Source organism: Enterocloster bolteae, assembly GCF_002234575.2.
GTDB lineage: Bacteria > Bacillota > Clostridia > Lachnospirales > Lachnospiraceae > Enterocloster > Enterocloster bolteae.
Map to the genome: position 1 here is coordinate 3,807,576 of NZ_CP022464.2, position 14,354 is coordinate 3,821,929.

Sequence of the window (14,354 nt, forward strand, 5' to 3'; positions counted from 1 at the left end):
CTCTATATTGCTATTTTAGCTCTGTGCTTCAGCGCTCAAGGCTGTTAAGCGTTTCCCACACCTCGTCAATGACCGGAATTCCGTCTCTTGTATTGGTCTCTCTGGTGATGAGTTCCAGTTCTCCCGGATAATACACTTCCCCGCCTTCCCTGATTGGCTCTGAGGACTTGATGTCGGCCAGAATCTCATCCACGATGGAGTCCGTTTCCTCCGGCGTGTTGAATCTTAAGGGGTCAATGGCTATCATAATCTGGCTCAGTCCCACCTCGTCCCCAAAGGTGCCAATCCTGCTGACGGAATTGCCGTTTGTCAGAACCGTCGCTATCAGGTCCAGGGCAATGGAGATGCCGCTGCCCTTCCAGTATCCCATGGGAAGCACCCTCCATGTTTTCTCAATCTCAGCCGGGTCCGTGGTCAGGTTGCCCTTTGTATCATAGCCTCCGGGAACCGGAAGCTGCTGTCCCTTAAGCTTTGCCTCCTCTATCTTTCCGTAGGAAAACTGGGATACGGCGCAGTCAATGACAGCGTGTTTTCCGTTGCTTCTGGGGATGGACATGATAAATGGATTGTTTCCGATTTTTCTGTCCCTTCCGCCCCAGGCAGGCATGTTGGGCATGGTGTTGGACCAGCAGATACCGATGCATCCCTTGTCCGCTGCCTGCCAGCCGTAGCTGCCCCCCCGCATCCAGTGGTTATTATTTCCAAGGGCCACCACGCCCACGCCGTACTCCCTTGCCAGCTCCACAGCCCGGTCCATGGCCAGCTTTGCATTGAGGGGGCCGAATCCCCTGTGTCCGTTCCACCGCTCAATGGCTCCCATGGAGGATTCACAGGTTGCAATGGCGGCGGAATCAATCTCTCCCTTATCCAGATACTCCACCACCCTGGGGAAGCGGTTCACACCGTGGGAATATACGCCGTCCAGGCTGTTGTTTGCAAATACGGTGGCCGCGTCCTTTGCATGCTTTCCTGAAAAACCTCTGCTCTCTAAAATCCTCTGGAACTTCTCTAATAAATCCTCATACTTTACTCTCATGGCTCTCTCTCCTTTTATATGAGCTTTCTCTCTTTTTTGAGAAAGCGCTTTCTCATGACACCATTATAACATCAACTAGGTTTATGTCAATATAAAAGTATTTAATCTCTTAATTTTATACAATATGCACTATATAATCCCATATTTTTTGTGTATTATAATCCCACTTACATTTTTATATAAAAGCGTTTTCTTGATTTCGCAAAACAAAAAAGGAGCCGGAACAAAATATCTTTGTTTTTTCCAACTCCAATTCAAAAAAAGCGCTTTTCTATTGTTTTATACACAGCCCTATGCACACCTCAGCTTATCCAAGGAGCGGCCGTATACCGCCAGGGCATACGCCGGCAGGGCGCCTGATATCCGCAGGCACCGGCACAATGGCGTGCTGTCTTACCCAATCTTTCAGAATAACGCAGAACCGCGCACCACCAGCTCCGGCTGGATGGCCACGCTTGTGGCCGACTCCTTTCCTTCCATCCTGTCCCTGAGCAGGGAAGCGCACATTCCGCCCAAAAGCTCCGGCTTGTTGTCCAGGGTAGTCAGCTCAGGTTCGCATATTCTGGAATCCGGCGAATTATTGCAGCCGGTAATGGCTATATCCTCCGGCACCCGGTATCCCCTTTCCTTAAATTCCTTCATGAGTCCGATGGCCGTGATGTCTTCGCCGCACACCACCCCGTTGACAGGCCGGCCGGCGGCAAGAATCTTTCTGGCGGCATCCCTTCCCCCTTCTAGGCTGCTTTCATCCACAATCACCACCCGGTCGTTTCCGTCAGGTACATCCCTCAGCTTCATGGCTTCTAAAAATCCCTGCCGTTTTGCCCTGCCGCTGTCTGTGGCAATATCAAAAACATAGAATAAGTCCATACGCCCATGGTCAAACATATAATCCGAAGCCATGCGGATTGCCTTTGTGTCATCCACCAGGACTGAATAAAAATTAGGCAGCTTTACCTGTCCGTTGGCAATGACTACGGGTGTATCCTTTATCTTGGCAGTAATCTCAGGATAATTTATCAGTTCATTGAATACAGAGCCGATGAGCACAATTCCGTCTGTCTGTTTCTCTGACAGTATCTCGAAATACCGGTCGCATTCCTGTATGGACCCGCCTGTATTACACACCGAAACATTATATCCCAGATTGCTGAACTCCTGTTCAATCACATATATCATCCTGGCATAATGCGTCACCCGCACATCCACTGTCAGGATAGCAATATTCTTCATGGTTTTGGAGACCATGCCCCTGGCTATGGCGCTGGGCTTATAGTCATACTTTTTAAGAACGGCCTCCACCCTGTCCCTTATCTTGGGATTCACATTTCCCTTATTGTTGAGCACCCGCGAAACAGTGGAGATAGAGGTCCCTGCCTCGGCTGCAATGTCATAAATATTCATCCCTTCACCCCTTTTATTCCTTTACACTTCTGTGCTTTCATCCCCTGCTCTGCTCCTGCTTTTTTCGTGAAAGCCCTTTCTCTATATTGTAATGGACTTTTCCGGATTTTGCAAGATAAAATCCAGAGGGTTCTGACAGGTTGCGTAATGGATATAGAACCACATATGGAATTGGCGATGAAATCGACAATGGATTTGGCAATGGAATGAGATGTTATACGAAGCATGTTATACGAAAAACAGCAGCCCGCCGCGTCCCTCCCATGCAGGGCAACACGTTTTGCTGCTGTTTTTTAGCGCCCTAAGGCATGTCCCATAACTGTAAACTATCTTTCCTAAAACTGCACAACATCCTTTATCTCTTCCGCCCGTTCCACATGTTCGGCATAAAGGACCGGCCCCTCGCCGTGATAATCCTTCTGGTATTCAATACCTACCTTTGCCCGGACCTTCACCCACTGTTTTGTCTTGTAATCCTCCGCTTCCGGCCATTTGCACATAAAGCCCAGAAACGTCATATCCGCCTCACAGCATGTCATGGCCATGCGGCCAGGCACAAACTGGCCCTTGGGGAATTTAGGAGTTTTAAGAACCATGGCAGTGAATTCCACCACCCTGTCCTTATAGCGCTCCGGCTGGTCCATACAGTCAATATACCAAATACCGTAATCCTCAGGCTTAATTTCAATCACATCCGCGCCAAGGTCATAGGGAAGATCCTCCTCCAGGGCAGCCTGTTCGATTTCCCCTTCCTTGTCCTCCAGGACAATCTCGCTTTCCCGGCTCATGGCCCGTATGGTCCTGCGGTACGCGGTCAGCTTGTCATCCCCAATCCCGTCGCACCGGTTCACGATAACCAGCTCCGATCCCCGCAGCATGGCCCCCAGAAGTGGCTTCATGTTCTGCACATAGAGTTCAAAGGTAGAACCGTCAATAATGGTAATCTGCTGATAAATGGTCCAGTCATCCGGCAGTTTTAAATCATCCTGGTTCCACATGCCGTTCCACTCCATCAGCACGCGTTCCGGCTGGTAGATAACCTCCAGTTCATTGAGATACTGGGGGGTCAGCTTCTCCATGTCATCCACAAACACCACTGCCGTCTTATTCTTCTTTAACTTTTTCTCGTCATACTCCGTATCGCCTTCCTCACACACAATGAGAAGGGTCTTTCCCTCTGTTTTAAAGTAATCCTGCTGCATGGTAAAATCCAGAAACTGGGTCTTGCCAGCCTCCAGAAAGCCATTGATTAAAAACAAAGGCATAATATCGTCTTCTATCTCATAAGCCATGTCTGTTTCCCCTTATCCAATCAGCCTCTGCCGAATACGCTGTTCAGCTCTTCCTCTTTCAGGCTGGCGCCAATCACACATACCTTGCCTGTATAATCCGGTCTGCCCTGGCGGATTTCATACTGCTCCGGCACCAAATCAAAATACAGCCACTCACCGGGATTCTCTGTGGGAAGCATTCCCTTGGCCCTTAACACATCTCCAAACTCCCTGGTGGAAGAGAGACGTTTCAGAATATCCTCCAGCTGCTCATGGGTCACCGGAACAATGGTTTCCATTCCCCAGCTGGTAAACACCTCGTCTGCATGATGATGATGGTGATGCTCATGACCGCAGCCATCATGGTGATGATGCCCATGGCATTCCTCGTCATGGCCGTGGTGATGCTCATGGCATTCCTCATCGTGATCGTGGTGGTGATGCCCATGGCATTCCTCGTCATGGCCGTGGTGGTGCTCATGGCATTCCTCATCATGATCGTGGTGATGATGCTCATGGCATTCCTCGTCATGGCCGTGGTGGTGCTCATGGCATTCCTCATCATGACCGTGGTGGTGATGCTCATGGCACTCCTCATCATGGTCATGGTGATGCTCATGGCACTCCTCATCGTGATCGTGGTGATGCTCATGGCATTCCTCATCATGGCCGTGGTGGTGCCCGCAGCACTCCTCGCCATGACCGTCATGATGGCGGCTCTCCCGCACCTCTGCCAGCAGATCATCCAGCATAGTATCCTTCTTCTCAATAATCTCCAGAAGCTGGCTTCCTCCAAGCTGGTCCAGAGGAGTGGTGATAATGACAGCATTTGCATTCTTCTCGCGAATCATGTCCACATCCTTCTGTATTTTAGAGGCATCCGTAATGTCTGTACGGCTCAGTACGATGGTTCCTGCATTCTCTATCTGATTATTGAAGAACTCTCCGAAATTCTTCATGTACATTTTGCATTTTGCCGCATCCACAATGGTTACAGCGCTGTTTAGCTCCACATCCATATCTGCTGATACGTCAATGACTGCCTTCATCACATCTGACAGCTTGCCCACACCGGACGGTTCGATGATGATGCGCTCCGGCTTGTACTGTGTCAGAACCTCAGCCAGGGATGTACCAAAATCACCTACCAGAGAGCAGCAGATGCAGCCTGAATTCATCTCCCGGATTTCAATGCCTGAATCCTTCAGAAAACCGCCGTCAATTCCAATCTCGCCAAACTCATTTTCAATCAGGACAACCTGTTCTCCGGCAATGGCCTCCTCCAGGAGCTTCTTAATGAACGTAGTCTTGCCCGCTCCCAGGAATCCGGAGATAATATCAATCTTTGTCATTTTATTCTTTCCCTCTTTCTCAGTATCCGAAGCCCTGCCAGCCCAGTAAGCAAGTAAAACCATCCGCCGTCCTGTCCTGGCAAAGCTCTGTTTGTAAAGCCTGTCAATTGAATATTGTTGCACATTCACTGGATAAAGTCAAGACATATGGCCCTATTCTATTGCTATTCTATTACCGCTCTGTTTCTATTCTGTCGTATCACACTTTCATTTTATCCATATTTTAACCGTTACAAAGGGTCAGGCAAGAGTTTTTGAGAAAAAATGCAGCAAACAGCCAGGCAGACCTTCTCGCCTGCCTGGCTGTTGTCCCGGTACCGCGGGCCCTTGCCCATTCTTTTTTCTTTATCTCCGTTCTGCCTGACCGGCTTTCGCCGTGCTCAGCCGGTTAAGTCCATGATTCTACCGGCCAGTTTCCTCTTACATCTCCTCTTACATATCCAAATACATATGCATCGGATAGGAAAGATACTCCACATCCTCCAGCTTCTCCACCGTAATGTAACCTGCCGGAGCATTTAAAATGGTCGGAATCCGGTTTACAATGGTGGCGCAGGTATGCTCCACAGTGGCCGGCTTCTGTACAAAGAAGGTGGTGTCGGGTTCGCCTATGATTTTCCAGTCGCACAAATCGCCGTCATCCGGTCCGTATACCTTGCCGATGCACTGGGTCTCTATAACCGGACCCTGGAAGGTCTCGGTGGTGACCACGGCGCTCATACCGATGCAGTTTCCCTTTGGTATGGTCATTCCCATGGTCTCTGAATACAGGTCCGTGGGATAGAAATATGGCACGCACTTCTGGGACTGGGACTTGATGGTCCATCCCATCTTATTGCACAGCGCTTCATTGGAATTCCATACATAACAGGGCTCCAGTGTCTCCGGGTGGGCAATCTGAGCTTCAAACTCCTCCGGTGTAAGCCCCACGCCGTGAGCCTTTGCCAGTGCCAGACCGTAATCTTCAACGTTATAGCTGGTGGCTCCCTCAATCCTGTTAATGCGGTGTACGCCTCCCGCCACACAGCCAATCATGTTAATCCAGAAAATATCCTGCATACCGGCTCCCACTATGGTGCAGCCGGTTTCCTTAGCCAGCTTATCCAGCTTGTTGGTAACAGCTGAGGACGTGGTCCATGGATAGATGGCCTCCTCGCAGGTGGTCACCACATTGATTCCCCTGGACACGCATTTCTCAAAATAGGGATATACATCTGACATGAAGCTGAACAGGGTAACCACGGCAATGTCAGCGTCGCACTCATCCAGGACCGCATCAGCGTCCTCCCTTATCACCACGCCCAGCTTTGTGCCAAGCCCTGCAAAATCACCTACGTCCATTCCTACCACGGCCGGATTCACATCAATTGCCCCTACAATCTCAGCGCCCTTTTCATAAAGATAGCGCAGGATGTACTTGGCCATCTTGCCGCAGCCATACTGTACCACACGGATTTTCTCGCAATTCATCATGATTCTTAAACCCCTTTCCTGAAAATAAGTTACGTGTTATTAGCTTCTGTTAATAGTATAAAGCTTATACACGGTATCAGGTCAAGGGTTATTTTTCCTGAAAGATACCGGCACCTGAAGGCGCAGGAACATGCCTCTCTCCTGCATATCCATGGGCACCTCCGCCACCACCTCGCAGATATAGTCGCCTGTCACCTGATACTCCTTTGTCCTGATTTCCTCCACCAGACGGCCCATATATTCCTTTTCCCTTTCAAATCCATTGCAGTAAATGCACAGGTATGTGCTGGCCGGTATCTCCGTAATCAGGCTGTCCTTTACAAAGCCCCGGTCCACCAGCACAAATATCTCCGTGGAATAGTACCTCCCCTCCATCAGGTGTTCCCTGCGCATCACGGTGCCTGCATTGTAAAAATAAATGGGGGAGAGCTGGTTGGCAATCAGGTTCTCCTTCAAATCCCTCAGTATCTTTTCATATACATCAATGTCGTAATCATAGAAATTCACTCCTGAATCCGTCATATACGTCAGTCTCCGGGGTATGTATTCCAGCACAATGGTCCCGTCCGGCGGCGCGTTTTCATACCATTCATAGCTTTCAAGGGTCCGCTCTATGGCCCTTCTCTGGTACATCAGCTCCCTGGATCTCAACTCCAGCTCCTCCAGGTTCCGGTGCAGGATTGTCTTGAACATATCAAGCTCAAAATGGGTCATCTGCTCCCTGATGTCCTTTAAGGACATGCCCAGGGCCTTCATATGCTGAATCATATCCAGCTGGGCGCTCTGGCGGATATCATAGTAACGGTAGCCGTTTTCCGCATCCCGGTACATGGGTGAAAACAGGCCTGCCTTGTCATACAGCCTCAGCGTCTGCTCTGACAGCCCGTTAAGCCGGGCCATCTGTCCTATTGACAGTTCTTTCACAGTGTGCACCTCCTCTTTATTATGTATAACTTCCAATTAAAGCGTTATTTACAGGATTTGCATAGCATAATTATACTAAAAAAACCTTATACCGGCAATAATGTTTCCGACGTCTTATTGAAAATTCGTCTTACATTTAACACTCAAACTTCCCCTCCCCCACCTCTGGCCCTCTTCAGCAGTTACAGACACCGCAGAACGAAAACAACCGGAGAAACAGCAGCCTGTCAACACAGGCAGCCATTTCTCCGGCCCTATTATCCGTTGGACTCATCATCCTTCTTATACATTTTTCGTCAGATGCTTCACAATCTTCTCCGCATCCTCCTGTTTTCCAATCACCATCAGGTGGTTATCCCCTGCTATGACATGGTCGGCACCGGGCATGAACCTCATGTGTCCGTCCGGGTTTTTCACCGCGATAACCGATATGCCGTACAGCCGCCGGATATCGGAATCCTTTATGCTCTTTCCCACCCACTGGGGAAGGGGCTTGATTTCATAGATGGAAATGCCGTCTGCCAGCTCCGTATAGTCAAACACATTGTTGGCGCTGTAACGCACCGCTACCTTCTCGGCCACGTCCCGGTCCGGATAAACCACCTCGTCCGCCCCGTTCTTTAGCAGCAGCCTGGCATGAATATTGCGGTTTGCCTTGCTGACAACGTACTTTGCCCCTATCTCCTTAATCAGACTGGTAACCTCCAGACTGTTCTGAAAGTTGTTTCCGATACAGATAAAACAGATATCGAAGTTGCCGATTCCCAGGCTCTTAAGCACGGCCTCATTGGTACAGTCTCCAATCTTGGCGCTGACCACATATGGAAGGACGGGCTCCAGCTTCTCCTCTGATATGTCCACTGCCATGATTTGATTGTCATGCTTGGCCAGGTTTTCACACAGGTGCTGGCCAAACCTTCCGATTCCGATAACAAGAATTGATTTCATCTCTAATACCCCTCTCTATCCTATGGTAATCCGCTCTGCCGGCAGCTGCACATGGGGCTTGCGGTTGGACCTGGTGAATGCCAGGGCAAAGGACAAGCTTCCGATTCGTCCGCAGTACATAAGCAGTATAATAACAATCCGGGAAAATGAATTCAGGCTTCTGGTAACTCCTGTGCTCATTCCTGAGGTGCCTATAGCGGAACATGTCTCAAAGAACACATCCGACATAGGCAGGTTCTGGGACACCATAATGGCTATGGTGGCTGCCAGCATCAGACCCAGGTTGATGGTCAGAATACAGGCCGACTGCCTGATGGACTCGTCCTCCAGCCTTCTTCCGAATATCTCCACCCCGTATGTCTGGCGGATATTGGAATGGACGTAAAGCAGAAGCACTGCCAGGGTGCTGGTCTTGATACCGCCGGCCGTGGAGCCCGGGCTTCCTCCGATGAACATGAGGATGGCTGACAAAAACTTGCTCCCGTCTGTCAGGGCTGCCGTGTCTACATTGTTAAATCCGGCTGTCCTGGGTGTGACCGCGCTGAAGAAACAGGCCAGAAAGGACTCAGAACCATTCATTCCCACCAGAATATTATTGCGCTCCATCAGATAAAAGAGTATGGTGCTGGTAATCAGAAGAACTGCCGTTGTAACCAGCACGATTTTGGTGTGAAGCATGTAGTGGCGGAAATCCAGCTTCTTCCTAGACAAATCGTCCCAGACAATGAATCCGATACCGCCTGTAATAATCAGGAAGGATATAGTTCCTATAACCACCCAGTCCCCCTCATAATTACAAAGAGAACTATACTGGCTGGTGTGTCCCATCAGGTCAAAGCCGGCATTACAAAAGGCCGAAACAGAATGAAATATTCCATACCAGGTACCGTGGACCAGACCGTACTCCGGAATAAACCGGCAGGCCAGTATAACAGCGCCTGCTCCCTCAAAAACAGCTGTGCCGATGATGATTTTCTTGGCCAGCTTCACCATGCCGCCAATCTGCAGGGTGTTGACGCTTTCCTGCATAAGCCCCCGCTCTTTGAGTCCGATTTTCCTTCTCAGAACAATAGACAGGAAAATGCCGATGCTGATAAACCCCAATCCCCCCAGCTGAATCAGCACCAGCAGCACCATCTGGCCAAACAGGCTCCACTGGGTCCAGGTATCTGCCACCACCAGCCCCGTCACGCAGGAAGCGCTGGTTGCCGTAAACAGGCAGTTGAGGAATGGCTCGCTCTGCCCGTCCCTGCTGGCTATGGGAAGCATCAGAAGCAGGCTTCCTGTCATGATAATCAGGAAAAACCCATAGGCAATGAACTGGGTCTGTGATATATGTTTTTTTAAACGGTAATGTTTTGGTTTTTTTCCAAACAGCTTCTCATTCATGTTCCCCTCATTTTAAATCCCATAAGTTATTTTTACCGCGGATCCCTCCGCATAAAGAGCATTTTAGCACTTTAGCCCCGGACTGTCTACTGCAAAACAGGATATAGCCAGCGGATAAAACAGCCGGCCCCGGCCGGAGGCATCAGCCTCTCAGGCGGCCCAGGGACTGCCACGCCATGAACAAAAGGAAAGCGCACAGATTCACCACCACCACGCTGGCCCCGGCCGGTATGGAAAACTGGTAGGATGCCACCATGCCTGCGAAAAAGCAGGCCAGGGACAGAAGGCCCGAGGACACCATGACGCCTCCAAAGCTTTTGAATACCCGCATGGAGGAAAGGCATGGAAATATCACAAGGCTGGATATAAGCATGGCCCCCATCATCCTCATTCCCAGCACAATGGTCACTGCCGTGAGAACAGCTATAATGATATTGTAGCGGCCCACATTGACCCCTGTTGCCTTGGCAAAATTCTCGTCAAAGGTCACTGCAAATATGCGGTTGTAGCATATTACAAACAGCCCCAGCACCACCAGGGACAGCACCACGCTGAGCCAAACATCCTCCCTGCTCATGGCCAGGATGCTTCCGAACATATAACTGCTCACATCCGTGGTCATACCCGTGGTCAGGGAAGTGACGATGATGCCTAGCGCCAGGGCGCTGGCTGATATGAGGGCAATGGCCGCATCGCTTTTAATCCGGCTGTTCTCCGTAATCCGAAGCAGGAAAAAAGCAGCCAGGACCACCACCGGAATGGATATCTTAAGGGGGGACCATCCCATGGCCAGGGCAATGGAAAGGGCCCCGAAGGACACATGGGACAAGCCGTCCCCAATCATGCTGTACCGCCTGAGCACCAGGCTCACTCCCAGCAGGGACGCGCACAGGGATACCATCATGCCGCCCGCAAGAGCCCTTACCAGAAATGGGTAGGAAAGCATTTCTCGTATCAGATTCATGATTTATCCTCCTTGTGCATGTGCAGCTTCACCGTGTGGCATCCGGCTGTGGGCTTGCATCTGCCCTGTTCCTTTTCATGGAAGAAATGGCCGGCTGCCTGGCTGTTCATATAGTCGTGGGCAGGCCCGTAGAACAGGACACGCTTTTGCAGGTGAAGTATCTTATTGGCCTCCTCCACCGCATTTCTCAGGTCATGGGACACCATGAGTATAGCCACCTTGTCCTCCCTGTTCAACCTCCGGATCATGGTGTAAAACTCCTGGATGGCCGTGGGGTCTAACCCAGTGATGGGCTCGTCCAGTATCAGCAGGGAGCTGGTGGCGCACAGGGCCCTGGCTATAAGTACCCGCTGCTGCTGCCCGCCGGACAGCTCCCTGTAGCACTGCTTCCTGATGGGTGTGATCCCCAGCTTCTCCATGTTCCTGTCCGCAATCTCTTTTTCTTTCTTAGAATAAAACGGAAGCATTCCCCTACGGTTTAAGCAGCCGCTTAAGACCACCTCTGAGACAGTGGCAGGAAAATCCTTCTGGGCGGCCGTCTGCTGGGGCAGGTAGCCGATACCGGTCCTCTTTAGCTCATCTGCCGTTACAAGCGTTCCGCCCGTAGGCTTGATTAAGCCCAAAAGCCCCTTCATCAGTGTACTCTTGCCGGATCCGTTCTCACCCACGATGCACAGATAATCCCCGGGGTCCACTTCCATATTTACATCGGTCACAGCATCCTGGTTATCGTATCCGAAGTCCACATGCTGGCATTGAATTAATGGTGACATATTTTACCCCTTTTACAATTGGTTATTCCAGCCCGGATTATCCCGGCTCAGGTTATTCCAGCCCATACCGCAGGTTCTCCACATTCTGTTTCATAAGCTGGAGATAGGTGACGCCCTCGTCGAACTGCTTCCTGGTCACGTTGTGGCAGGAATGGAGAAGAAGGGGCATTGCTCCTGTTTCCTCCTGAATGATTTCCGCTGTCCTGTGGCTGGAAAGCTCCAGGTAATAGACAGCCGGAATCCGGTCCTCCTTTACCTTGTCTATCAGATAGGCAATGGTCCTGGCGCTGGGCTCCGTGTCCCCGCTGCACCCGGAAAAGGCAGCGCGGTAGGAAAGGCCGTACTCATCCGCGAAATAGCGGAAGGGAAACTTGTCTGCCACCACAATCATATGGAGACGCCCCTGGTTTACCACCTGTCGGAACTGGCTGTCCAGTTCCTTAAGTTCCTTCAGGTATGCCTGGGTATTATCCTCAAAACGGCTTTTCTCCCGGGGAGCTGCCTCTGACAAGGTCTGGCTTATTATTTTTACAATGGCCCGGGCATTGACAGGGGAGGTCCATATATGCTCATCGTATTCAATGTGCATCTCAAAGCCGTCCTCATGGCGGTGTTCTTCCTCCTCCTCCATGCCTTCCACATGCTCTTCCTCCACCACGTCCACATAGTCCATCATGGTCAGAACCTTCATGTGGCTGGTGTCCAGGGAGCCCAGCACTTTCTCCACCCACTGCTCCATCTCGCCGCCGTTGCAGATCAGCACATCGGCCTCCTGCATGGCAATCATATCAGCAGGCGTAGGTTCAAAGGAATGGCTGTCCATACCCGCGGGCACCACCAGCTTAAGCTTCACCCGGTCCCCTGCAATCTGGCGCACAAAATCATAGTAGGGAAAGATGGTGGTTACCACAAGGATGCGGTCATCCTTTCCCTCCTGGCCGGCAGCAGACGCCTTTCCTGATTCAAGCGGCCTCTGTCCGGCGGCGCATCCCCATATACTTATGACCATGACTGCGAAACCAAGCAAGGCCATAAGCCACGTAATTCCCCTGTATCTCAGGGGCATTCTATCATTCAATTCCATTCACATCCTTTATATACTGAACAACCTGGGACGGATGGTCCGCAATAAGCGCCGGATGGAAAGCCATAAGCTCTTCCCTGGTCCTAAATCCCCAGGTCACTCCCACTGTATCCACCTTTGCATTGTCCCCGGTCTCCATGTCCGTGTTGGTATCCCCCAGATAGAGGATTTCGCTCTTTGAAAGTCCCAGTTCCTCCGCTATGGCCCATACGCCGTCAGGGCAAGGCTTCTTCTTGATTCCCTTATCCTCCCGCTCTCCGTAGACCAGGTCAAAATACCCCTTTCCAAACACTCCCTGCACATTATCCAGTGTTCTGGGATGGGGCTTGTTGGACAGCACTGCAATGAAAATGCCCTGCGACTTTAAAAACTCCAGAAGCTCCCCGATTCCCTCGTATGCCTCCACACGGTACATACAGCATTCCCGAAAAATGTCCTGATACCGCTCCACCGCCTCCTCATAATGGGTCAGCTCCTTATCCCCGCAGGCAATAAGGGACCGCTCCAGCAGCTTCTTATAACCGTCCCCCACATAGAGCCGGCTCTCCTCCACGCTGATTTCACGCATGTTCCAATAACTCAGGGTATCATTCACTGACTTCTGGATGGCATAGATTGAATTCACAAGGGTCCCGTCCAGGTCGAATATACAGCATTTATACATTATGGTTACCATTCCTTTCCATGGCTATACGCAAATCTGTCTTGACACAACCTACATCATAGCACAGTTCCATCTGTTTTTCCACTGCATTTGACACCGCACCCCTGGCATGCTATACTTTTTTCAACACAAGACAGCTAATTTTTCCCACTTTAAAAGGAGCAAACCATGACGAATTCCTATATGATTACCTGCTGTTCCACAGCCGATCTGCCGGCGTCTTATCTGACAGAGAGAGGCATCCCCTACTCCTGCTTTCATTTCCGGATGAACGGCATGGAATATGACGACGACCTGGGAAAGTCCATTCCCATTGAGGATTTTTACGAGAACATCAGGCAGGGCGCCATGCCCACCACGTCCCAGGTGAACCCGGAACAATACGAAGCCATGTTTGAGCCCATATTAAAAGAAGGAAAGGATATCATCCACATGACCCTCTCCTCCGGCATATCCGGCACCTATAATTCGGCAGTCATTGCCAGGGATGAGATGCTGGAGCGTTATCCGGACCGGCAGATTGCCGTCATTGACTCCTGCTGCGCCTCAGCGGGCTACGGACTTCTGGTGGACACGGCCTGGGAGATGATGCAGGCAGGTGCAGAATACAGGGAACTTGTATCCTGGATTGAGGAGAATAAAAAAAGGGTCCATCATTGGTTCTTCACCTCTGATTTGACCCATTTAAGACGGGGAGGACGCATCTCTGCCTCAGCTGCCTTCTTTGGCAATATGCTCAACATATGTCCCCTGCTGGAAGTGAATGCGGAAGGCAAACTGATTCCCCGGGACAAGTACCGGGGCAAGAAGCGCGTTATCCGGGAAATGGTGGAGCGGATGAAGGAACATGCTGAACAGGGCGATGCCTATAACGGAAAATGCTTCCTGTCCCAATCCTCCTGCCCCGAAGATGCCGAGGCAGTGGCCAGCCTGGTAGAGGAAACTTTCCCTCATTTAAACGGAAAGGTTTTCATCGTGGATATCGGCACTGTCATCGGCTCCCATACCGGTCCCGGCACCGTATGCCTGGTTTTCTGGGGAGACGGCAGAACCGTGTAGAGTGTGTCTGAAA

Annotated in this window: 13 protein-coding genes; 1 reads left to right on the forward strand and 12 read right to left on the reverse strand. The window is 50.8% G+C overall.

Translation table 11 applies throughout. From position 1 onward, the window contains the following. Window positions 1-28: 28 nt before the first annotated feature. The 12 genes from yiaK to CGC65_RS17890 form a co-directional block, all read right to left on the reverse strand. Window positions 29-1,036 carry a 3-dehydro-L-gulonate 2-dehydrogenase gene (gene yiaK, locus CGC65_RS17830; RefSeq protein ID WP_002564737.1) on the reverse strand — a complete coding sequence of 336 codons (1,008 nt, stop codon included), beginning with the start codon at window positions 1,034-1,036 and terminating at the stop codon, window positions 29-31. 405 nt (window positions 1,037-1,441) lie between these two features. Continuing rightward, window positions 1,442-2,440, reverse strand: a complete 999-nt coding sequence (locus CGC65_RS17835; protein WP_002564738.1) for a LacI family DNA-binding transcriptional regulator — start codon at window positions 2,438-2,440, stop codon at window positions 1,442-1,444. A gap of 335 nt (window positions 2,441-2,775) precedes the next feature. Further along, a complete protein-coding gene (locus tag CGC65_RS17845; RefSeq protein WP_002564739.1) occupies window positions 2,776-3,732 on the reverse strand; it encodes a TIGR03943 family putative permease subunit in 957 nt (318 codons plus the stop codon). Between the two features lie 20 nt (window positions 3,733-3,752). Continuing rightward, on the reverse strand, window positions 3,753-5,063 hold the full coding sequence (locus tag CGC65_RS17850; RefSeq protein ID WP_038281917.1) for a CobW family GTP-binding protein: 1,311 nt from the start codon (window positions 5,061-5,063) through the stop codon (window positions 3,753-3,755). A gap of 432 nt (window positions 5,064-5,495) precedes the next feature. Continuing rightward, complete coding sequence (locus tag CGC65_RS17855; RefSeq protein WP_002564741.1) at window positions 5,496-6,536, reverse strand: NAD(P)H-dependent amine dehydrogenase family protein; 1,041 nt, start codon at window positions 6,534-6,536, stop codon at window positions 5,496-5,498. A gap of 81 nt (window positions 6,537-6,617) precedes the next feature. Then, window positions 6,618-7,460: a MerR family transcriptional regulator gene (locus tag CGC65_RS17860; RefSeq protein ID WP_002564742.1), complete on the reverse strand. Its 843-nt coding sequence runs from the start codon at window positions 7,458-7,460 to the stop codon at window positions 6,618-6,620. A gap of 282 nt (window positions 7,461-7,742) precedes the next feature. Continuing rightward, a complete protein-coding gene (locus CGC65_RS17865) occupies window positions 7,743-8,408 on the reverse strand; it encodes a potassium channel family protein (RefSeq protein ID WP_002564743.1) in 666 nt (221 codons plus the stop codon). A gap of 15 nt (window positions 8,409-8,423) precedes the next feature. Then, entirely contained in the window at window positions 8,424-9,797 is a 1,374-nt protein-coding gene (locus tag CGC65_RS17870; RefSeq protein ID WP_002564744.1) for a TrkH family potassium uptake protein, read from the reverse strand. 142 nt (window positions 9,798-9,939) lie between these two features. After that, entirely contained in the window at window positions 9,940-10,761 is an 822-nt protein-coding gene (locus tag CGC65_RS17875) for a metal ABC transporter permease (RefSeq protein ID WP_002564745.1), read from the reverse strand. Continuing rightward, window positions 10,758-11,534, reverse strand: coding sequence for a metal ABC transporter ATP-binding protein (locus tag CGC65_RS17880; RefSeq protein WP_002564746.1), 777 nt, complete (start codon window positions 11,532-11,534; stop codon window positions 10,758-10,760). Before CGC65_RS17880 ends, CGC65_RS17875 begins: the two co-directional genes overlap by 4 nt. 52 nt (window positions 11,535-11,586) lie before the next feature. Further along, window positions 11,587-12,618: a metal ABC transporter substrate-binding protein gene (locus CGC65_RS17885; protein ID WP_002564747.1), complete on the reverse strand. Its 1,032-nt coding sequence runs from the start codon at window positions 12,616-12,618 to the stop codon at window positions 11,587-11,589. Then, window positions 12,605-13,282, reverse strand: coding sequence for an HAD family hydrolase (locus tag CGC65_RS17890; RefSeq protein WP_002564748.1), 678 nt, complete (start codon window positions 13,280-13,282; stop codon window positions 12,605-12,607). Before CGC65_RS17890 ends, CGC65_RS17885 begins: the two co-directional genes overlap by 14 nt. Window positions 13,283-13,450: 168 nt before the next feature. Here CGC65_RS17890 and CGC65_RS17895 point away from each other — a divergent pair, with 168 nt between their 5' ends. Then, window positions 13,451-14,341, forward strand: a complete 891-nt coding sequence (locus tag CGC65_RS17895) for a DegV family protein (RefSeq protein WP_002564749.1) — start codon at window positions 13,451-13,453, stop codon at window positions 14,339-14,341. The last annotated feature ends 13 nt before the right edge of the window (window positions 14,342-14,354 follow it).